The organism is Pseudomonas sp. NPDC086566 (assembly GCF_050280885.1).
GTDB classification, from domain to species: Bacteria; Pseudomonadota; Gammaproteobacteria; order Pseudomonadales; family Pseudomonadaceae; genus Aquipseudomonas; species Aquipseudomonas vlassakiae.
The window spans coordinates 1-21567 of sequence record NZ_JBNNWD010000012.1 but is presented as its reverse complement, the minus strand read 5'-3'; the positions used below and the strand labels follow the sequence as shown (position 1 = coordinate 21567).

The 21567-nt window shown below is 65.2% G+C and carries 10 protein-coding genes; 6 read left to right on the top strand and 4 right to left on the bottom strand.

The genetic code is table 11. The features are described from left to right. The first annotated feature begins 182 nt into the window (after positions 1 to 182). The 3 genes from dsbD to dsbG are packed head-to-tail and all read left to right on the top strand — an operon-like array spanning position 183 to position 3491. Positions 183 to 1895, top strand: a complete 1713-nt coding sequence (dsbD, locus tag ACQKPS_RS24095; protein ID WP_427605746.1) for a protein-disulfide reductase DsbD — start codon at positions 183 to 185, stop codon at positions 1893 to 1895. After that, positions 1895 to 2731 (top strand): prolipoprotein diacylglyceryl transferase family protein, encoded by an 837-nt coding sequence (locus ACQKPS_RS24090; protein WP_427605745.1) that lies wholly within the window; start codon positions 1895 to 1897, stop codon positions 2729 to 2731. Before dsbD ends, ACQKPS_RS24090 begins: the two co-directional genes overlap by 1 nt. A 1-nt stretch (position 2732) precedes the next feature. Continuing rightward, positions 2733 to 3491: a thiol:disulfide interchange protein DsbG gene (dsbG, locus tag ACQKPS_RS24085; RefSeq protein ID WP_254484514.1), complete on the top strand. Its 759-nt coding sequence runs from the start codon at positions 2733 to 2735 to the stop codon at positions 3489 to 3491. Positions 3492 to 3622: 131 nt separating this feature from the next. Here dsbG and ACQKPS_RS24080 read toward each other — a convergent pair whose 3' ends face one another. Continuing rightward, the gene (locus ACQKPS_RS24080) at positions 3623 to 16564 is read right to left on the bottom strand and encodes a non-ribosomal peptide synthetase (RefSeq protein ID WP_427605744.1); all 12942 of its coding nucleotides are present in this window, start codon (positions 16562 to 16564) and stop codon (positions 3623 to 3625) included. A 289-nt stretch (positions 16565 to 16853) separates the two neighbouring features. Here ACQKPS_RS24080 and ACQKPS_RS24075 point away from each other — a divergent pair, with 289 nt between their 5' ends. After that, on the top strand, positions 16854 to 17384 hold the full coding sequence (locus ACQKPS_RS24075) for an RNA polymerase factor sigma-70 (RefSeq protein WP_079229034.1): 531 nt from the start codon (positions 16854 to 16856) through the stop codon (positions 17382 to 17384). A gap of 65 nt (positions 17385 to 17449) precedes the next feature. Here the strand turns inward: ACQKPS_RS24075 and ACQKPS_RS24070 are convergent, their stop codons facing one another. Beyond that, positions 17450 to 18463: a GNAT family N-acetyltransferase gene (locus ACQKPS_RS24070; protein WP_427605743.1), complete on the bottom strand. Its 1014-nt coding sequence runs from the start codon at positions 18461 to 18463 to the stop codon at positions 17450 to 17452. A 65-nt stretch (positions 18464 to 18528) separates the two neighbouring features. Beyond that, positions 18529 to 19329, bottom strand: coding sequence for a transporter substrate-binding domain-containing protein (locus ACQKPS_RS24065; protein ID WP_283725156.1), 801 nt, complete (start codon positions 19327 to 19329; stop codon positions 18529 to 18531). 164 nt (positions 19330 to 19493) lie between these two features. On the opposite strand from ACQKPS_RS24065, the gene ACQKPS_RS24060 reads away from it, so the two are divergent. After that, positions 19494 to 20045, top strand: a complete 552-nt coding sequence (locus ACQKPS_RS24060) for an exonuclease domain-containing protein (protein ID WP_054884095.1) — start codon at positions 19494 to 19496, stop codon at positions 20043 to 20045. 75 nt (positions 20046 to 20120) lie between these two features. Further along, complete coding sequence (locus tag ACQKPS_RS24055) at positions 20121 to 20405, top strand: pyrimidine/purine nucleoside phosphorylase (protein ID WP_003259920.1); 285 nt, start codon at positions 20121 to 20123, stop codon at positions 20403 to 20405. Positions 20406 to 21051: 646 nt separating this feature from the next. Here the strand turns inward: ACQKPS_RS24055 and ACQKPS_RS24050 are convergent. Next, positions 21052 to 21567: formylglycine-generating enzyme family protein (locus ACQKPS_RS24050; RefSeq protein ID WP_427605742.1), on the bottom strand; the 516-nt coding region annotated here is incomplete at its 5' end.

Sequence of the window (21567 nt, the reverse complement as noted above, 5' to 3'; positions counted from 1 at the left end):
ACTGACTTCTACGTCAACTTTACAACAAGAATATGGGCATAAGCAAAGTCAAGTCGACAATATGTCGCGGTGTGTCGAGGAGCGGCACCGTGCCGCGACAACAGTGTCGGCAGCAACGGTTAACCTTGGGTTAATCGACCCCAGCCAGCATGGCCCTCATTCCGAACTGCCAAGGCGAAGACATGCGCATCCTTTTGCTCTTCCTGACATTCCTTCTGGCCGGCCCGTTGCAGGCCAACCCGTTCGACGCCAAACCCGACTTCCTGCCGGTCAACCAGGCGTTCGTGCTGACTCACGACCGCCAGGCCGATGGCCAGATGCGCCTGTACTTCCAGATCAAGCAGGGTTACTACCTGTACCAGAAGCGCCTGAAGTTCGACGGCCTGCCTGCCGAACAGCAGCCGCCACTCCCCCCCGCCCTGAATCACCATGACGAATTCTTCGGCGACAGCGCGGTGTACCGCGACCAGCTCGAACTGCTCATCCCGGCCAATGCACAGGGCCAGTTACGTCTGGGCTGGCAGGGTTGTGCCGATGCCGGCCTGTGCTACCCGCCGCAGACCACCGCCATCGACCTGGGCGGCAGCGTGACGCCGGCCGCCGAACAAGCCAGCGACCAGGCCCTGGCCAGCGGCCTGCAAAGCGCCAGCCTGGCCTGGAGCCTGCTGGCGTTCTTCGGCCTCGGCCTGCTGCTGGCGTTCACCCCCTGCTCGCTGCCAATGTTGCCGATCCTCGCCGGCCTGGTCATGGGCAACGGTGCCAGCGCCCGGCGTGGCTGGCTGCTGGCCGGGGTGTATGTGCTTAGCATGGCGCTGGTGTATGCGGCCCTGGGTGTGGTTGCGGCGCTGCTGGGCGCCAGCCTGCAGGCATGGTTGCAGCAACCCTGGCTGCTGGGCAGCCTGGCCGGCCTGTTCATCCTCCTCGCCCTGCCCATGTTCGGCGCTTTCGAGCTGCAACTGCCGGCCGCCCTGCGCGACCGCCTCGACCGCGCCGGCCAAGGCACCCGCGGCGGCAACCTGTACGGCGCGGCGCTGCTGGGTGCCCTTTCGGGGCTGCTGCTCGGCCCCTGCATGACCGCACCACTGGCCGGCGCGCTGCTGTTCATCGCGCAAAGCGGCAATGTGCTGCAAGGTGCGCTGGTACTGTTCAGCCTCGGCCTGGGCATGGGCGTGCCGCTGCTGTTGCTGGTGACCCTGGGCAACCGCTACCTGCCGCGTCCGGGCGCATGGATGAACCGGATCAAGGGTGTGTTCGGCTTCGTGTTCCTGGCCATGGCCCTGTACACCGTGCGCGGCCTGCTCGCCGCACCGGTGGTGCTGGCCCTGAGCGGTGCCTGGCTGATTGCCTTGGGCTGGGCCGCCTGGCCGGCCCTACAGCGTTTGCCAGCGCTGCGTGCGGTACCGCTGCTGGGCGCCTTGTGGGGTGGCTTGCTGCTGGTCGGCGCGGCTGCAGGGGGCGACGATCTGTGGCAACCGTTGCGGCCATTCGCTGGCGGTACTGCCCCCGCCACCGGGCAAAAAGCCGATCAGCACTTTGTCACGGTCAGCAGCCCTGAAGCTCTGCAGCGTGAACTGGATGCCGCCAGGGCTCGCGGCCAGTGGGTCATGGTCGATTACTACGCCGACTGGTGCGTGTCGTGCAAGGTCATGGAGAAACAGGTATTCACCCGCCCCGACGTGCAGTCCAGCCTGGCGGGCGTGCACCTGCTGCGCCTGGACGTGACCGCCGACTCCGAAGCCAGCCGCGCCCTGCTGCAACGCTACCAGGTGCCCGGCCCGCCCAGCATCATCTGGCTCGGCCCGGAAGGCGAAGAGCGCCGCGCCCGGCGCATTACCGGTGAGGTGGATGCCGCCGCGTTCCTGCAACACTGGACCCAGACCCGGAGCCAAGGCTGATGCTGACGGTAACCCTCGGGCCGCTGACCATGGCCCTCAACCACCTGCTGATGCTCGCTGCCCTCGGCGTGGCCTGCCTGGTCGGCTGGTGGGTCGCCCGGCGAGGCGGCGAAAGCCCGGAATCGGCGCTGTTCAACCTGTTCCTGGTCGGCTTGCTGTGCGCCCGCCTGGGTTTCGTGCTGGCCTACTGGCCGATGTACCGCGACGACCTGGTGCAGGTCATCGACATCCGTGACGGCGGCTTCCTGCTCTGGTCGGGCCTGGCCGGCATCGTCCTCGCCACCCTCTGGCAGGGCTGGCGCCAGCCCGGCCTGCGGCGCCCGCTGGGCTGGGCACTGTTCAGCGGTGCGCTGTTCTGGGGCCTGACCAGTCTGGGCAGCCACCTGTACAGCAAGGGCACCGCACTGCCCGAGCTGAGCCTGCGCAATGCCACTGGCCAGTCGGTGGCCCTGCACAGCTACCGTGGCAAGCCGCTGGTGATCAATATCTGGGCCACCTGGTGCCCGCCCTGCCGCCGGGAGATGCCGGTGCTGCAACAGGCCCAGGGCGAATATCCGCACGTGACCTTCATCTTCGTCAATCAGGGCGAGACACCGGAAATCGTCACGACCTTCCTCGCCACCACCGGGCTGAGCCTGACCCATGTGCTGTTCGACGGCACTGGCGTGCTGGCCCAGCGGGTCGGTTCGATGGCCCTGCCCACCACCCTGTTCTACGACGCCGACGGCCGCCTGATCGGCAGCCACCTCGGCGAGCTGTCGCGGGCCAGCCTGCGACATGCCCTGGAACCTTTCGAGCGGGCCAAGGCGCCCGCCCCTGCCGCACAAGGAAACTGACATGCGATTGACTGCCCTGCTGCCCCTGTCCCTGGCCCTGCTGGCCGCCCCGCTGGTGCAGGCCGAAGACCTGCCCAAGGCGATCCAGCAACTGCAAGCCAAAGGCGCCGAGATCAAGGGCAGCTTCGATGCGCCCAACGGCCTGCGCGGCTACGCCGCCGAGTACCAGAACAGTGCCCTGGCGCTGTACCTGACCCCCGACGGCAAGCACGTACTGGTCGGCAGCCTGTTCGACGAACAGGGCAAGGACCTCAGCGCCGAGCCGCTGCAGAAGCTGGTGTACGCGCCGATGAGCAAAGAGATTTGGGCAAAGATGGAGAAAACCGCCTGGATCGCCGACGGCAAGGATAGTGCGCCGCGCAAGGTTTACCTGTTCAGCGACCCCAACTGCCCGTACTGCAACATGTTCTGGGAGCAGGCACGGCCGTGGGTCGACTCGGGCAAGGTGCAGTTGCGCCATATCATGGTCGGCATCATCCGCGAGGACAGCCCGGGCAAATCGGCAGCCCTGCTGGCAGCCAAGGACCCCGCCAAGGCCCTGCATGAGCATGAGAAAGCGGGCAAGGCAAGCAGCCTGAAGCCGCTGGACAAGGTGCCAGATGCCGTGCAACAGAAGCTGGCAGCGAACATGGCGCTGATGGAAGAGATGGGGCTGCAGGCGACCCCGGCGATTTTCTATCAGGATGAGCAGGGCAACCTCCAGAGCCAGCAAGGCGCGCCGCGGCCGGAGCTGCTTGGCAAGATTCTCGGTAAGCGCTGACTTCCAGGTTTTCTGTGCCGGCCTCTTCGCGGGTAAACCCGCACACAGGTACTGCGTTACCCTTGAGGTGCACCTCACCCTGTGGGAGCGGGTTTACCCGCGAAGAGGCCAGAACAGGCTAGCCAATCAACTTAAAGCCCTTCGAGCTCAGCCATCAGGTCGCTAAGCCGATCAGCCTTCGCCTCATCCACCACGCTCCCCTGCAACCCACGCACGTACTCGGCCAACGCCTCCACCGTGCTGCACTCGAACATCGCCCGCAGCGGCACGTTCAGCTGCAGCTGCTTCTGCACCCGCGAGGCGATCTGCGTGGCCAGCAGCGAATGCCCGCCCAGCTCGAAGAAGTTGTCATGCACACCGACCCGCTCGGCCTTGAGCACATCGGCCCAGATGCCAGCCAGCACCGTTTCCAGTTCATCCCGCGGCGCCAGGTAGGCCTGGCTGTGCTGCCCGCCGATCTCGATGGCCGGCAATGCCTTGCGGTCAAGCTTGCCGTTGGCGTTGTGCGGCAGGCTGGCGAACCAGCCCCAGTGCAGCGGCACCATGTACTCGGGAAGCTGCGCACGCAAGCGCTGCTTGACCTGCTCCAGCAACGCGGCATCGGCGGGTACACCCTGGTGTGCCACCAGGTAGCCAACCAGATGCTTGCCATTGGCACCCTCCTGCACCCCCACCGCCGCATCGCGTAGCTCGGCCTGCTCGTGGAGACGCGCCTCGATCTCGCCCAGTTCGATACGGTAGCCACGGATCTTCACCTGTTGGTCGATACGCCCGACATACTCGAACACCCCGTCCGGGCGCTGCCGCGCCAGGTCACCGGTACGGTACAGGCGTTCGCCTGGCGCTCCGTGCGGGTGCGGGATGAACGCCAGTGCCGTGCGCACCGGGTCGCCGACATAGCCACGGCCGACGCCAGTACCTGCCACGCACAACTCACCCACCGCCCCCAGCGGGACCAGGGCCTGGTCTTCGCCATACAGGTACAGCCGGTTGTTGTCGGTCGGCGTGCCAATCGGCAGGTAGCTGCCGCGGGTCGAGGCCATGTCGACGCGGAAGAAGGCCACGTCATCCGAGCACTCCGCCGGCCCGTAGGCATTGACCAGGCCGATCTGCGGATAACGCAGCAGCCATTGCGCAGCCAGTTCCGGCGGCATCGCCTCGCCGGTCGGCAGCATCCAGCGCAGGCCATCCAGCGCCTGATGATCGTTGGCCAGCATGCCCTGGATCAGCGATGGCACGCTTTCCAGCACCGTGATGCCGGTGGCCTGCACATGCGCCAGCAAACCTTGCGGGTCGTGGGCGATGGCGTTCGGCACGATCTCCACCCGGGCGCCGAACAACGGCGCGGCAAGGAACTGCCAGACCGAGATGTCGAAGCTCTGCGAGGCGGTCTGGGCGATCACGTCGTGCTCGCTCAAGGCCAGGTAAGGCACCTTGCTCAGCTGGTTGTTGAGCATCCCGCGTTGCTCGACCATCACACCCTTGGGCAGCCCGGTGGAGCCGGAGGTGTAGATCACGTAGGCCAGGTTGTCCGGCCCACTGTGAATCCCTGGGTTGTGGCTGGCGATGCTGCTGCCCTGCACCTCTTCCCACACCAGCAACTGCGGCCGCGCCACGCCCGCCAGTTCATCCAGCAACTGGCGCGCCTGTTCGGCACAGGCTGCGCTGCACACCAGCACCGGCGTGCGGCTCAGCTCGACGATGCGCTGCAGCCGCGCCGATGGCAGGCCCGGGTCCAGCGGCAGGTAGCCGGCGCCCGCCTTGAAGCTGCCGACGATCATGCCCAACAGCGGCAAGCCTCGTTCGGCCAGCAAGGCAACCGGTTGGTCGATGGCCACGCCTGCGGCGACCAGGGCATGGCCCAGGCGGTTGGCTGCAAGGTTCAGCCCGGCATAGTCATACGCTGCGTCCAGGCAGCGGGCGACGGTTCGCTCCGGGTGGGCAGCCACCTGCGCTTCGAACAGTGCCACGTAGCTCTGCTCCAGCGGGTAGGCGTGCTCGGTGCGGTTGCAGTCGTCGAGCAGGAAGCGCTGTTCATCCTCGCCGAGCAACGGCAAATCGCTCACCTCCCCTTCAAAGCCGTGCACCAGCGCCAGCAGCAGGCGCTTGAACTCGGCCAGCAGGCGCTCGACGGTCGGGTAGTCGAAGTAGCGTTGGTCGAACGACAGGTGCAGGCCCAGGTCGTCACCCGGGTAGCACACCGCTGTCAGCGGGAAGTTGGTGTGGGTACGGCCCGAGTCGGAAGTGGCATTGAGGTGCTGGGCGTGGTCGAGCACCGCCGTTTCCACCGGTGCATTCTCGAACACGAACAGGCTGTTGAACAGCGGCTGGCCCTTGGGCAGTTCGCTGCACTCCTGGATCGCCACCAGCGGCAGGTACTCGTACTCGCGCAACTCCATGTTGCGTTCCAGCACGCTTTGCAGCCATTGGCGCACGCTGCGGCGCTGGCCCGGTTCGGGCAGTTGCACGCGCAGGGCGATGCTGTTGATGAACAGGCCGACCGTGCGCTGCATCTGCGGCAGGCTCACCGGGCGCCCGGCCACGGTCACGCCAAAGGCCACGTCGCGGTCACCGCTGTAGCGCGCCAACACCAGTGCCCAGGCCGCCTGGGCGAAGGTGTTGATGGTCAGCTGATGGGCCTGGGCCAGCTCGCGCAGGCGCACGCCGTCGTTCACCTCCAACCGGGTGTAGCAATCGCCTACGACCATGCCGTCGCCAGCGTGGTCGTTGCGCAGCGGACGGTCACTGGGGAGTGCCGTGGCACGTTCGAAGCCGGCCAGGTTGGCTTGCCACCAGCGGCGCGCTTCGTCCATGTCCTGGCGCTGCAGCCAACCGATGTAGTCACGGTAGCGCGGCGGCACCGGCAACTGCGCCTGTCGGCCTTCGCCGAGGGCCTGATAGATTTCGAAGAAATCGTTCATCAGCAACGAACGGCACCAGGCATCGATGAGGATGTGGTGGTTGCTCATCATGAACCAGTAGCGCTCGTCATCGACCCGCACCAGGCGCAGGTGGAACGGCGCCTCATGCAGCAGGGCAAAGCCGGCTTCCCGCTCTTCTTTGTGCAGGGCCTGCAGGCGCGCCTCCTGGGCGGCTTCATCAAGGCCGCGCCAGTCCTGGTAGTCCACCGGCGTATTGCCCGGCTTGTGGATGATCTGCAGCATGGTCTCGCCGGCATTCCAGCTGAACGACGCGCGCAGGGCCTCGTGACGTGCCACCACAGCCTGCCAGGCCTGGGCGAAACGTTGCGGGTCGAGGGCGCTGTTGATGCGGTAGCGGTCCTGCATGTAGTACAGGCCGGTGCCCGGCTCCAGCAGGGTATGCAGGAGCATGCCCTCCTGCATCGGCGTCAGCGGGTAGACGTCTTCGATCTGCGCGGCAGGCACCGGCAGCGCGTCGATCTGCTGCTGGCTCAGGTGCGCCATCGGGAAGTCCGAGGGCGTAAAGCTGCCGTTGCCATCGGCCAGGCAGTGGCTGACCAGTGCCAGCAGCTCCTGGCGATAGGCCTCGGCCAGCTGCGCGATGGTCCGTGCGTCGTAGCGTTCACGGCTGTACGTCCAGCGCAGTTGCAGGGCACCGCCGTAGACCTGGCCGTCGATGCTGAGCCAGTTCGGCAGTGGGGCATCCAGGTCGTGAGCCAGGCCTGCCGGTGCATCCAGCGGCTGGAACAAGGCAGCCTCGTCGAACTGCTGATCGAACTGGCCCAGGTAGTTGAAGGTGATGCGCGCCTGGGGCAGCGCCGCCATGCTTTCGCGGCTGGCAGCATCGCCCAGGTAGCGCAGCACGCCGTAGCCCAGCCCCTTGTGCGGCACCTGCCGCAGTTGTTCCTTGATGCGCTTGATCGACGTACCACGCGCAGCATCGTCGTCGCCAGCCTGCGGATCGAGGCGCAGCGGGTAGGCATTGGTGAACCAGCCGACGCTGCGCGTCAGGTCCATGTCCTCGAACAGGCCGTCGCGGCCGTGGCCTTCGAGTTGCACCAGCACTTCCTGGTCACCGCGCCAGCGGCACAGGGTGCGGGCCAGCGCGGTCAACAGCAGGTCGTTGACCTGGGTGTGGTAGGCCGCCGGCGCCTGTTGCAGCAACTGCCGGGTCTGCTCGGTATCCAGGGCGATGGCCAGCGTTTCGGCATGCCGCTGCAGGTTGCCACCTTGCGGGTGGTCGCACGGCAGCTCATGGCGAGCGCTGCCGAGCTGGCCTTGCCACCAGCCCAGTTCGTCACGCAGCGAATCGCTACCGGCATAGCTGGCCAGGCGCGCCGCCCAGTCGGCCATGGCATGGGTCTTGGCCGCCAGCGGCTGGCCGCGATACAGCGTCTGCAGGTCTTCCAGCAGCACGCGCCAGGACACGCCATCGACCACCAGGTGGTGGATCACCAGCAGCAGGCGCTGGGCGCCCTGCCCGTCACTGACCAGCACGGCGCGCAGCAGCGGGCCGCGCTCCAGGTCGAGGCTGCGTTGCACATCGGTGTAAAGCGCCTGGCAGTCGTCGAAGTCGGCGACCGTGGCGGTCCACAACAGCTGTTCGGCAGACACCGCAGCGAAGGCCGCCTGCCCCTGAGTGAAGCGCAGGCGCAGGCTGTCGTGGTGCGCCACCAACCCGGCCAGAGCCTGCTCAAGAGTTGCACGGTCCAAGGGCTGGCGCGCCTCCAGCAGCACGGCCTGGTTCCAGTGCTGCGGCTGGGCGAGGTCACTGTCGAAGAACCAGTGCTGAATCGGCGTGAGGCCGCTACGCCCTTCGCGTGGGCCCTGCTCGATGCTGCTCGGCGCGGCGCTGCGGCTGACCACGGCCGCCAGGGTCTGGATGGTCTGGTGCTGGAACAGGTCACGCGGGGTGAACTGCAGGCCCAGCTGGCGTGCACGGCTGACCACCTGAATCGACAGGATCGAGTCGCCGCCAAGTTCGAAGAAGTTGTCCTGTACACCCACACGGGACCTGTTGAGCACTTGGCCCCAGACCTGCGCCAATTGCTCCTCCAGCTCATTGGCCGGCGCCTGATAATGCTGACGCGCCTGTTCCAGGTCCGGTGCTGGCAGTGCGCGGCGGTCCAGCTTGCCGTTGCCCATCAGCGGCAGGCGCTCGAGCAACACCAGGTGCGCAGGTACCATGTAGTCCGGCAGGTGCAGACGGGCATCGGCCTTGACCGCTTCACGCAGCCTGGCCTGAGCCTCGCTGTCGGCGGTGGCCTGCTGGCAAACAAGGTAACCGACCAACTGCTTGCCACCCGGCAGGTCGAGGGCCAGTACCACCGCCTCGTCGACATCGGCATGTTCCTGCAGGCGGCTTTCGATTTCGCCCAGTTCGATGCGGAAACCACGGATCTTCACCTGCTGGTCGGCACGGCCGACGTATTCCACCAGGCCATCGGCACGCAGGCGCACCAGGTCGCCGGTGCGGTACAGGCGCCCGCCGTCACGGCTGAACGGATCAGCGACAAAGCGCTCGGCGCTCAGGCCCGGGCGGTCGTGATAACCCTGGGCCAGGCCGGCACCGCCGACGTAGAGCTCACCGATCCCGCCTTGAGGCAGCAGGGCCAGGTCTTCGTCGAGGATGTAGGCGGCGCGGGCACCGATCACCCGGCCGATCGGCACGCTGCCAGCATCGGCAGGCATCACCTGCGGCGCCAGGCAGGCCAGCGGCATGACCACGGTTTCGGTCGGGCCGTAGGCGTTGAAGAACTGCTGCGGGGCAAAGGCCTGGCGGATGCGCTGCAGATGCTCGCCGGTCAGCGCTTCGCCGCCGGTGATCACCAGCCGCACCGGCAACTGCTCGCCCTGCCCGGCCAGGTACTGGGCCAGCTGGCTGCCATAGCTCGGGGTGAAGCCGAGCACGCTCACCTGCTGCTCGCGCACCAGCTGGCAGATGTCCTCGGCGCCCCATTGGCCCTGGGCGCGCAGCACCACACGGGCGCCGCACAGCAGCGGCACCAGCAAGCGCTCGCTGGCCGCGTCGAAGTTGATCGAGTAGAAGTGCAGTTCGCAGTCATCGCTGCGCATGCCGAAGGCGTCGATCACCGCCTGGCAGTGCATGGCGATTTCGCCGTGGCTGACCACCACGCCCTTGGGCTTGCCGGTGGAGCCGGAGGTGTAGATCAGATAGGCCTGATGCTGCGGCAGGTTGAGGTTGTCCAACGGCGCGTCGCTGTAGGCCGACAGGCTCGCGGCATCGTCTTCCAGGCTCCAGCGCGCCACGCCCTCGGGCAACTCACCGAGGCTTTCGAGCAGCGCACGCGGGCTCAGCAGCAGGCCGATGCGGCTGTCTTCGATCATGTAGCGCAGGCGGTCGAGCGGGTATTCCGGGTCGAGCGGCACGTAGGCGCCACCGGCCTTGAGAATGGCCAGCAGGCCGACCACCATCTCCAGCGAGCGCTCCAGCGCCAGGCCCACCCGCACTTGCGGACCGACCCCGCGATCGCGCAGGGCCCGGGCCAGGCGATTGGCCTGTTGGTCGAGCTCAGCATAGGTCATGTGCTGGCCGGCGAAGGTCAATGCACCCGCATCTGGCGTACGCGCAGCCTGGGCGGCGAACAAGCCATGAAGGGTCTGGTCGGGGGCGTAGTCCTGCTCGCCCTGCAACTGGCCGATCAGCACTTGCTGCTCAGCAGCGGCCAGCATCGGCAGCTCGCACAGGCGCTGCTGCGGGTTGTCGAGCAGGCCGACCAGCAGCTGCTGCCAGTGCTCGGCCATGCGCGCGATGCGCGGCTCGTCGAACAGGTCGCGGCTGTAGGTCAGGCAACAGCCCAGGCGGCCGTCGAGGTCGGTGACCTCAAGGTACAGGTCGAATTTGGTGGCGCTGGCGTCGTTGACCAGGTAATCCACCTGCATGCCGGCCAATGTGCGGCTCTGCTGGAAGGCCCAGCGCTGCACGTTGCACATCACCTGGAACAGCGGGTTGTAGGCGCTGCTGCGCGGCGGCTGCAGGGCCTCGACCAACTGGTCGAACGGCAGGTCCTGGTGCGACTGGCCTTCGATGGCGGCCTGGCGGACCTGCTCGAGCAAGGCAGCGGCAGTCATTTGCCCGTCCAGCTCGCAACGTAGCACCTGGGTGTTGAGGAAGGCGCCGATCAGGCCTTCGCTTTCCGGGCGGATACGGTTGGCCACCGGCGCGCCAATGCGCAGGTCACGCTGGCCGCTGTAGCGGTGCAGCAACGCGGCCAAGGTGGCGGTCATGGTCATGAACAGGGTCAGGCCATGCTGGTGGTTGAAGGCGTGCACGCGGGCGACCAGTGCCGGGTCGAGGTCGAAGCGGTACAGTTCGCCACGGTGGCTCTGCACGGCAGGCCGCGGGCGGTCGGCGGGCAGCGCCAGCACCGGGTGCTCATCGCCGAGGCGGTCTTTCCAGTAGGCAAGCTGGCGCGCGCCTTCGCCGCCCTCCAGCCATTGCCGCTGCCACACGCTGTAGTCCAGGTACTGCACCGGCAGCGGCGCCAGTGGCGACTCGCGCTCATCGACGAAAGCTTCATAGAGCTCGCCCAGTTCGCGGGCGAAGATGTCCATGGCCCAGCCTTCGGTGACGATGTGGTGCAGGGTAAGCACGAAGTAGTGTTCACGGTCCTCGGTCTTGGCCAGGCAGGCGCGCAGCAGCGGGCCGCGCTCCAGGTCGAATGGCTGGTGGGCCTGGTCGTCAGCCAGTTGTTGCAGGCGCTGCTGACGGGTATCGGCTGACAGGGCAGAGAAGTCCTGCCAGTCCAGTTGCAGCGGGCTGTCATCGGCCACGCACTGGTACGGCACGCCATCGATGCTCGGGAACGTGGTACGCAGGGTCTCGTGACGCACGACCAGCGCCTGCAGGGCACGTTCGAAGGCATCCACATGCAGCGCCCCACGTAAACGCGCCATGCCGCCGACGTTGTAGGCCGGGCTGTCCGGCTCCATCTGCCAGATGAACCACATGCGTTGCTGCGAGTACGACAGCGGCACGGCCTGGCGGCGGTCGACCAGGGCGATCTCACCTTGCTGGTTGCGCTCACCGGCAGCGCGGATACGGGCGATTTCCGCACAGAACGCGGCCAGTTCGCTGGCTTCGAACAGCGCCTTGAGCGGCAGCTCGACATCACAGGCCAGGCGGGTGCGCGAGACGATCTGGGTGGCCAGCAGCGAGTGGCCGCCGAGGGCGAAGAAATCGTCGTGCAGGCCGACTTGCGGCAGCTTCAGCACCTCGCGCCAGATGGCCGCTACTTGCTGCTGCAATGCGGTCTGCGGCTCGACATGGGCGCGCTGCTGCCAGACCGGCGCAGGCAGTGCCTTGCGGTCGACCTTGCCACTCGGGCCCAGCGGCAAATGCTCCAGGCCGATCAGCTGGGACGGCACCATGTACGCCGGCAGTTGCTCGGCCAATGCGGCCAACAACGCTTCGGACGGTGCACTGCCGCTGTAGTAGCCGACCAGCTGTGCACCCACCGTGTCCTGATGAATCAGCACCAGTGCCTGTTCGACACCCGGCTGAGCCAACAGGCACGCCTGCACTTCTTCAGGCTCGACGCGGAAGCCACGCACCTTGACCTGCTGATCGAGGCGACCCAGGTATTCCAAGGCTTCACTTTGCACCTGCCAACGGGCGCGGTCGCCACTGCGGTACAGGCGCGCGCCGTTGCCGTCAGCCTGGGGCACGAAACGTTCAGCCGTCAGGCCCGGGCGGCCCAGGTAACCGCGGGCCAGGCCGGCACCGCCCAGGTACAGCTCGCCCGGCACGCCGGGCGCAGTCAATTCCAGTTCATCGTCGAGTACCCGGCACAGTACGTTGCCCAGCGGGCGGCCGATCGGCGAGCGCTCGCCATCGGCTGCCTGGCAATGCCAGTGCGTGACGTTGATGGCGGTTTCGGTCGGGCCGTAGCGGTTGTGCAACTGCACCTGTGGCAGCAGTTGCAGCACGCGGTCACGCAGCTGCGCAGGCAGCGCCTCGCCACCGGAGAACAACCGGCGCAGGCTGCTACAGCCAGCGGCCAGAGGCTCTTGCATGAACACCTGCAGCAGCGGCGGTACGAAGTGCAGCGTGGTCACGCCATGCTGCTGCACCAGCGTGGCGATGCGCTGCGGGTCGCGGTGCTCGCCAGGGCCGGCCAGTACCAGTTTGCAGCCGGTGATCAGCGGCCAGAAGCACTCCCACACCGAGACGTCGAAGCTGATCGGTGCCTTTTGCATCAGCACATCGCTTTCATCCAGTGCATAGCGGGCCTGCATCCACTGCAGGCGTTCGGCCAGGGCCGCATGGGTATTGCCCACGCCCTTCGGCCGGCCGGTAGAGCCGGAGGTGTAGATCACATAGGCCAGGTTGTCGCCGTGCAGGTGCAGGCCCGGTGCCTGGCTGGGCCAGCTGTCGAGGTGCAGTTGATCAAGGGCGATGGCGCTGACGCCATCGACCTGCGGCAGCGTGCCCAGCAGATTGCTGTGGCTGAGCAGCAGGCTGGCCTGGCAATCGCCTAGCATGTAGGCCAGGCGCTCGGCCGGGTAGTCGACGTCCAGCGGCACATAGGCGCCGCCTGCCTTGAGGATCGCCAGCAGGCCGACCAGCAGCTGCGGCGAACGCTCCAGTGCGATGGCCACGCAAGTGTCGGAGCCAACGCCCTTGTCGCGCAGATAGTGCGCTAGCCGGTTGGCCTGCTGATGCAGTTCGGCGTAGCCGAGGCTGCCTCCCTCCCACACCAGGGCGATGCGCTGCGGGGTCAGGCGCGCCTGCTCATTGAGCTGCTCGACCAGCAGGCGCTGCGCGGCGTGCACAGGCGCCTCGCCCCAGGCCAGCAGTTGCTGACGCCCCTGCTCATCCAGCAGTTGCACATCGCCCAGCGGCAGCAGCGGTTGCGCGCAGACTTGCTCGAGCAGTGCCAGCAGGTGCTGGGCAATACGCTTGACGGTGCTGGCGTCGAACAGCTCGGCGGCGTAGTCGAAGGCCAGGCTCAGGCGGCCCTGGTGGTCTTCTTCGCTGTGCAGTTGCAGGTCGAACTTGGCTTCGCGGCTGTGCCACGGCAGTTCTTCGGCGAGCAAACCCGGCAAGCGGCGCAACGCTGAAAGGTCACGCTGCTGGTGGTTGAACATGACCTGGAACAGGCCCTGCTCACGTGCGTCGGGCAGGGCTTCGAGCAATTGCTCGAACGGCAGGTCCTGGTTGGCCTGGGCATCGAGGGTCGTGCCGCGCACCTGAGCCAGCAACTGGGCGAACGGCAGGCGGCCATCGAGCTGCACACGCAGCACCTGGGTGTTGATGAAGAAGCCGACCATGCCTTGGGTTTCCTGGCGCGGGCGGTTGGCATTGGGCACCCCGACACGGATGTCGCCCTGGCCGGTATAGCGGTGCAGCAGCCCTTGCCAGGCGGCCAGCAGGACCATGAACAGGCTGGCCTGCTGTTCGCGGGCCAGGGCCTTGAGGGCGTCGGCCAGCCTGGCCGGCACTTTCACGCTCAAGCGGGCGGCGCGGTTTTGCTGCTGGCTGGCGCGCGGCTGGTCCGGGTACAGGTCGAGCACCGGCAAGGCGTCGCCCAGTGCGGTTTTCCAGTACGCCAGCTGGCGTGCGCTTTCGCCCTCGGCCAGCCACTGCCGCTGCCAGCTGCCGTAGTCGGCGTAACCCAATGTCAGCGCCGGCAGCTGGGCGTCCAGGCCCTGGCAACGGGCGGCGTACAGCCTGGCGAACTCGTCGAGCAGGATATTCAGCGACCAGCCATCGGCGACGATGTGGTGCAAGGTCACCCACAGCTGATGGTCTTCGTCAGCAAGGCGCACCAGGGTCACGCGCAGCAGTGGGCCTTGGGTGAGGTCGAATGGCTGTTGCGCCTCTTGCTCGCGGCGCGACACCACTTGCTCGGGCGTCAGCCCTTCCAGGCCCAGGCGCTGAAGGGCGAACGGCTGCTCCGGCAGGACGCGCTGCAACGCCTGCCCGTCGGCTTCGCTGAACACTGTGCGCAGCGATTCGTGGCGTGCGACCAGCGCCTGGAACGCGGCTTCAAGTGCGGCTTCGTCCAGCTCGCCGCGCAGGTGCAGCCCGGCAGGAATGTTATAGGCCGCCGATTGCGGCTCAAGCTGCCAGGTCAGCCACAGGCGGTTCTGTGCCAGCGACTGCGGCAGGGCCTGGCCACGGTTCAAGGTGGCAATCGCGGTGCTGACACCGGCACCTTCAGCAAGGACGGCTGCCACGCCAGCGCTGTACTCGGCCAGCGTCGGCGCCTCGAACAGGGTGCGCAGGCTCAGTGGGATGCCTAGTTCATCGGCCAGCCGGGCAGTGACTTGGGTGGCGGCGATGGAGTTGCCGCCCAGCAGCAGGAAGTGATCATCAGCGGCAATCGCCTCGACCTTGAGGATTTCGCGCCAGATACCGGCGATACGTGCCAGCAGGTCGTTGTCGCTTGCTGCGCCTGCCACCGGGGTGGCAGCCACCGGGAAACGCGCATAGCAATCCAGGCTGCCATCATCCATGCGCAGGCGGCAGGCCGAACGCTGCAGCTTGCCGCTGGAGGTCTTCGGCAATGCACCCGGATTGAGCAGTAGGACCACGGCCGGAGCCTGGCGACAGGCATCGGCGATCACCTGGCGCAGGGTCTTGATCAGTGCCTCGGGTTTTACCGCCTTCTGCACGTTGCGGCTGATTTCCACCGCCACGCCGATGCCCTCCTCGCCTTGGTCGTTGACCGCGAACACGGCGACCCGCCCCTTGCGCAGCCCTTCGACTTCACGTTCCAGGGTTTTTTCCAGGTCTTGCGGGTAAAGGTTCTGGCCGCGGACGATCAGCATGTCCTTCAGACGCCCGGTGACGAACACTTCGCCATCGTGCATGAAGCCCAGGTCGCCGGTGCGCAACCAGGTCTGGCCATCCATTTCGACGAAGGTGCGCGCAGTGGCTTCAGGGTTGCGCCAGTAACCCAGGGCGATGCTCGGGCCGCTGGCCCAGATTTCGCCAACCTGATTGTCGCCCAATACCTCTAGGCGCTGAGGCTCGACGATACGCACCGCATGGCCAGGCTGCGGGTAGCCGCAGCTCATCAGCACAGTGCCCTGACCGGCTTCGGCACGGTTGGCGGCGAGGGCTTCGGCGTCCAGCTCCAGCGCACCGATGCCATGGCCACGGCGGCTGCCGCTGACGAACAAGGTGGCTTCGGCCAGGCCATAGCTGGCAAAGAAACTGCTCGGCTGGAAGCCGCAGGCGGCAAACGTGTCGGCAAAGGTGGCGAGGCTGTCCTGGCGAATCGGCTCGGAGCCGGAATAGGCGACGCGCCAGCGGCTCAGGTCGAGGCCTGCCATGGCCGCCTCGCTGACCCGTTCGCTGCACAGCCGGTAGGCGAAATCCGGCCCGCCGCTGATGGTACCGCCATACTCGCTGATCGCCTGCAGCCAGCGCAGCGGCCGGGCGAGGAAGTAGCCCGGCGACATCAGCACGCACGGCACGCCACTGAAGATCGGCTGCAGCAGCCCGCCGATCAGGCCCATGTCGTGGTACAGCGGCAGCCAACTGACGATCACATCGTCCGGATTGAGGTCGATGCCGAAGCCTGCGCGGATCAATTGCTCGTTAGCCACCAGGTTGCCGTGGCTGACCTGCACACCCTTGGGCAGGGCGGTGGAACCGGAGGTGTATTGCAGGAAGGCGATGTCGTCCGCCTTCAGTTGCGGCTCGCGCCAGTTCCCGGCCAAGGCCGGATCGAGCGCATCCACTGCCAGCAGTCCAGGGGCGTGGTCGCCGGTCAGCGCTTCGAGATCCTGCAGGCTGCCGTGCAGCGCACCAACGGTCAGCAGCAGGCGCGGTTCGGCGTCGTCGATGATCGACAGCAGGCGCTCCTGGTGATGGCGGCGTGACGACTCCGGAGGATAGGCCGGCACGGCAATGACCCCGGCGTACAGGCAACCGAAGAACGCCGCCACGTAGTCCGGGCCACTGGGGAATAGCAGCACGGCCCGCTCGCCAAACCCGGCGCGGGCCTGCAGCGCCGCAGCGATGGTGCGCGCACGCGCATCCAGGTCGCGATAGCTGAGCACGGCCTGCTCGCCAGGGGCATCGGCCAGAAAGCGCAGGGCGATGCGGTCCGGGGTCTGCGCAGCGCGTTGCGCCAGGGCCTGGACCAGCGAGAGCGGGAGTTCGAAGGCGTCCGTCATGGGGGGTTCCTGCCAGTGTCTGGTTAAGTCGGGCTGCCTGCAGCGCACAAAATTGGCGGGCAGCGGCCGGATGTACACAGGGGAACGGATGGGCGCGGCAGGAAATTAGCGGCGTCAGCGGGGGTGCAAAGTGAACTGCATCACGTCGCTCACCTTAGAACTGAAACTAATAGAAACTCATTAACTTTCGTATTTGACAATCATTATCATTCTGAATAGTTTGTCGCACGTCGTAGGAAGCTTCCCCTCCAGGGGTGCTCCCTTTCCCCTTCGAGACAAGGTGATTTCCATGGCGGAACAACTATCCACAAGTAAGTGCGATTCACCATTACTCCAGGCATTCGTCGACAACCGCAGCATCCTGGTCAAGATCGCGGCCCGCATCACCGGCTGCCGCTCGCGCGCCGAGGACGTGGTGCAGGACGCCTTCTTCCGGCTCAGCGCCGCCCCGCAGATCACCTCGTCGTTCAAGGCGCAGCTCAGCTACCTGTTTCAGATCGTGCGCAACCTGGCCATCGACCACTACCGCAAGCAGGCAATGGAGCTGAAGTATTCCGGCAGCGAAGAGGAAGGCCTGAACGTGGTCATCCCGAATGCGTCGCCCGAAGCCACGCACATCAACCTGGCGGCGCTCGAGCACATTGCCGAGGCACTCAACGAACTGCCCCAGCGCACCCGCTATGCCTTCGAGATGTACCGCCTGCACGGCGTGCCGCAGAAGGACATTGCCAAGGAACTGGGGGTTTCACCGACGCTGGTCAACTTCATGATTCGCGATGCCCTGGTGCACTGCCGCAAGACGGCCAACCGGCAGGCCTGAGTTTTAGTTGAGATTGCTGGGGGCGCTTCGCACCCCTTTCGGACCGGTCCGGCGCCCCGGCAATTTCAGACCAGCTTGCAGCGCTCGAAGAACCGCTCGCGCCCCAGAATCATCAGCGCCGCGCGCTTGTGCGGGAAGTCGAATTCCTTGTCGCAATGGAAGCACTGGTCGTGCATGTAGCCGATCATCCTGGCGTTGTCGGCACGGGGCTCAGCCACCACGCGCTGGGTGCGCGGGTCGTCCAGGAACAGGTAGTGCACCAGCGCCGACAGCCAGCTGGCGACCTTGTGCGGGCCCCGGTGCGTCTCTTCGCCCACCAGCATGTGGATGCCACGGTCGTAGTCGTCCGCGGCATAGAACGGCGCAATACGGTCTTCCTTGGCCCAGTACGCTTCGAAGTAAGCGAACGGCTGATCATCGAAGCAGCCGATCAGAGTCAGGGTATGCGGGTCGGCTTCGAGCTTGGCCAGGTATTCGCGGTGCTGCTCCAGTGAGCCCGCCTCCTGCCAGAATTGCTCGACCCGGGGGTTGTTCTGCCAACGATTGAAACGTTCAAGGTCCTGGTCGACGTCCAGGGTACGCAGCGACACCCAGGCCCCCAGCCGCGCATCGAAACGGCGGTACACCTCGCCGTGCGGCTTGGGTGCCCGGCGCGGGTGGCGTTTGCCGTTGCTGAACTGCATCTGCTGCGGGTAGGCACCCTGGTTCGATGCACCCAGCCACGGCTGCGGCAACTGCCAGAACAGCGTACGCTCGCACAGGTAGACGCCGGCCACTTCGCTGCCCAGCAACAAACCGCTGGCTTGCGCCTCCGGCACGCCGGTAGCGAGATGCACGGCCAGGCGCTGGCGAGCCGGATCGCGCGACAGCAGCCAATAGCAGGCAGCCCATAACGCCTGCAGCGGGCGCTCCGGACACAGGCTCTGCACATGCACTTGCAGCGGATCACCCGGCTCCAGACGCAGCTGGATCAATGGGCGCCCTTCAAGGGACAGGCTCAACCGGCAGTCATCCTCCTCGGCATCGAGGCTGCGCCAGCGTGGGCGGGACAGGGGCTGCGAAGCGGCATCGAACGGCATGGTCTCGGCTCACGAAATAACGAAAGAAAGGGGTATTGGTGAGGACGTGGCCATGACCGGGGAATTTAGTCGTTCGGCGAGGCGACGGTGATCCGGTAGGGCTGGAAGATGCGCGTCAGTTCGCCGCTTTCGCGCAAACGACGCAGCAATTCGGCGAACTTCTGACCTGTGATCGGGGCACCAGGACGCAGCAACGCATAGTGGTGGTAGACCTGGTCGATGCGCTGCGAGGCGACCAGTTGGTCGAGGCTGTCGGGGTTGCGGGCCAGGAAGTCGCTCAGGTAGGAGCGCGTCACCAGGGCAATGTCGGAGCGGCCGGCCTGGACCATCAGCAGGTTGCTGTCGTGGGAATAGGTCAGCGTTGCGTTGTAGGTCTTGCGCAGGTAGTTGGGGTCGGAATTGAAGTTGGCAAATGCATAGTGATAGCCGTTGAACAGCGCCAGACGCTTACCGCTCAAGTTGTCGAAATAATGCTGATCGCGGCCGTTGGTCTTCCTGGCGACGAACACTTCGGCATCCTCAAGACCCATGTCCACCGTCTGGTGAGGGATCTGCTGCCAGCCCCATTCGGGGTTCTCGAAGATCGCCATGTCTGTGCGACCTTGCTGGAAGTCACCAAAGCGCCGCTGGATGGAGGTGGGCACCAGGACGAAGTGATACTCCGGTTGCAAGCGGTTCAACGCCTCGACCAGTTGGGGCAGCAAGCCGGTATCGGCGCCTTGCTCGGGGCGCACGGTATAAGGCGGGAAATGCGCAGCGCCGATCTTCACATCAATGGCACCGTCGGCCCACGCCGGCGCCGCCAGCCAGGCCGCAGCCAGCATCATCAAGGTGGAGAGCAACTTCAGGCCGGACGCTGGAGTCAAAACGGACGCTCATTACGGTTCATACCTAGGTTGCGCTTAAGCTAGGCGTTTTCCCGACGAGGCACAACTGCCGGTTATGCCAAAGTGAGGGCATTTTGCCAGGGGATGCCGTGTGGCCAGACATTGGCTACGCTGCTTTGGCATGTATGGCGAGGGAGCCTGGTATGGGCCACTGGTTGGTGATCGACCTGGAAGCCACCACCGATGACGGTGGCTGGCCGGTCACAGAGATGGAAATCATTGAAATCGGCGCCAGCCTGGTGACCCGAGAAGGCCGCGAAGTGGATCACTTCCAGCGTTTCGTGCGGCCCCGGCGCCGGCCGCAGCTGACACCATTCTGCCGCGAGCTTACGCACATCAGCCAGGCCAGTGTCGACAGCGCCGCGGCATTCCCGGAGGTGTGGGAGCGTTTCGAGCGCTGGCTGGGGCACCACCGCGAGCAGCTGCAGGCCTGGGTCAGCTGGGGCGACTACGACCGCCAACAGCTGTTGCAGGAATGGCGCCAGCATGAGGTCGACAGCCTGCTGCGCGAGCTGCCGCACATCAACCTCAAACAGCGCTTCGCCAAGGCTCGCCACCTGCAGCGCCCGGCCGGGCTCAATGGCGCGCTGCAACTGGCGGGCATGCACTTTTGCGGGCAGCAGCACCGGGCCCTGGAGGATGCCCGCAACACCGCACGCCTGCTGCCCTTGAGCCTGCCTGCGAACGGCACCTGAAAGCAGATGACGGAGCGAATGGGCTTGGGCATACTGGCCAGCCCTTTTTCACCCCCATTGTTTCAGGAGTCGCCCATGTTCCAGGTCAACGAGTACTTCAACGGCACCGTCAAGTCGATCGCCTTCGCAGGCGAAGAAGGCCCTGCCACTGTGGGCGTGATGGCCCCGGGCGAATACGAGTTCGGCACCGCCAAGCGCGAGATCATGCACGTGGTGTCCGGCGCCCTGACCGTGAAACTGCCAGGTAGCGACAACTGGGAAACGTTCAAAGCTGGCGACAAGTTCAATGTACCGGCCGACAGCAAGTTCCAACTGCAGGTGAAGGTGGATACCGCTTACCTGTGCGAGTACCGCGACTAATCTGCCCAAGCAGGGTGAGAGTGTTCAGGGTCGATCGGCCCTGCCGGCTTCAACCCCTGTTAACTATCTTCAGGTAAATCAGTTAAGCAACTTGGGGCTGCCTAGCGGCCCCAATGTGCCTTTACTGACTGGCATTACCCTTCAGAATGCCTTGCATTCAAGCGTTAGCAAAAGCCTCACCAGCAAGACTCAGCGCCTCGGCCTGCGATTCCAACTGTTGATAAAATACCGCAATTCAACAAACCGACCGTGTTCGCTTGGACAAGCTGCACGTTTGCACATCCACTCGGGTTTTATCTTGGACTGACACGTACAGGGTATTCACGACGCAAAGAGCAGTTATATCGGTAATTACGCGAATATCTCTCTCCTGCTAAAAACTTTGCCTCGGTGCATGTGGAGTACAACACCGACGTCGAGCATCAAACCCTCCCCCAATGTATATTGACATAATCAACACCGCTCATCACCTTGGCGCATTTATCACTTGCATAACGCGCTTTCGCCCTGAAACATCTGCAAATATGACGACCTAATCTCGACTGACAGGAACAGGGCTGTTTACAACGCAGCGAGCAGTTTTGTCGGTAATTACACGGCGATCTTTATCTATAAACATATTTTTCGTGATTGCATCAGGTGGACTCTACCGGCGACGAACATTATAGCCTCCGCCCCATTGCGCGTTGGCGTAATCAACACCCCGCAGGACCTTGGCATACTTATTATCCGTATCTTCTCCTTTATAAACGGGCGCAGGTGGACCCTGTGGATTCAGGACAGGAGAGGTGTGGTAATAATCAGGATCATACCAGTCACTCACCCATTCAAATCCATTATCAGACATTGCATACAGCCCTAATGGGTTGGGTGGAAAACGATCAACCGGGAGGGATGTAAAACTTTGAACTTTCCATCCCATAGCCTTGGAAAACTCCTTTCGATCTCGGATCGTAGAAATATTAATACCTCGTGGACCGCCACTCCCATCGCGATTGTAGAACTCATCAGTTACCTTATAAATACCATCATCCGTGGCGACGGCAATAAATTGCCCTCTGCTCCGGGCGGCGTATTCCCACTGGGCTTCAGTGGGCAGTGAGAATGGAAGACCACTGACCACGCCAAGCCAATTGCAGTATTTTTCAGCCTCGTACCAGTC

Excerpts from the sequence above, each read along its gene's own strand:
- dsbD (WP_427605746.1), top strand. The coding sequence starts at position 183 with ATGCGCATCCTTTTGCTCTTCCTGACATTCCTTCTGGCCGGCCCGTTG.
- ACQKPS_RS24090 (WP_427605745.1), top strand. The coding sequence starts at position 1,895 with ATGCTGACGGTAACCCTCGGGCCGCTGACCATGGCCCTCAACCACCTG.
- dsbG (WP_254484514.1), top strand. The coding sequence starts at position 2,733 with ATGCGATTGACTGCCCTGCTGCCCCTGTCCCTGGCCCTGCTGGCCGCC.
- ACQKPS_RS24080 (WP_427605744.1), bottom strand. The coding sequence starts at position 16,564 with ATGACGGACGCCTTCGAACTCCCGCTCTCGCTGGTCCAGGCCCTGGCG.
- ACQKPS_RS24075 (WP_079229034.1), top strand. The coding sequence starts at position 16,854 with ATGGCGGAACAACTATCCACAAGTAAGTGCGATTCACCATTACTCCAG.
- ACQKPS_RS24070 (WP_427605743.1), bottom strand. The coding sequence starts at position 18,463 with ATGCCGTTCGATGCCGCTTCGCAGCCCCTGTCCCGCCCACGCTGGCGC.
- ACQKPS_RS24060 (WP_054884095.1), top strand. The coding sequence starts at position 19,494 with ATGGGCCACTGGTTGGTGATCGACCTGGAAGCCACCACCGATGACGGT.
- ACQKPS_RS24055 (WP_003259920.1), top strand. The coding sequence starts at position 20,121 with ATGTTCCAGGTCAACGAGTACTTCAACGGCACCGTCAAGTCGATCGCC.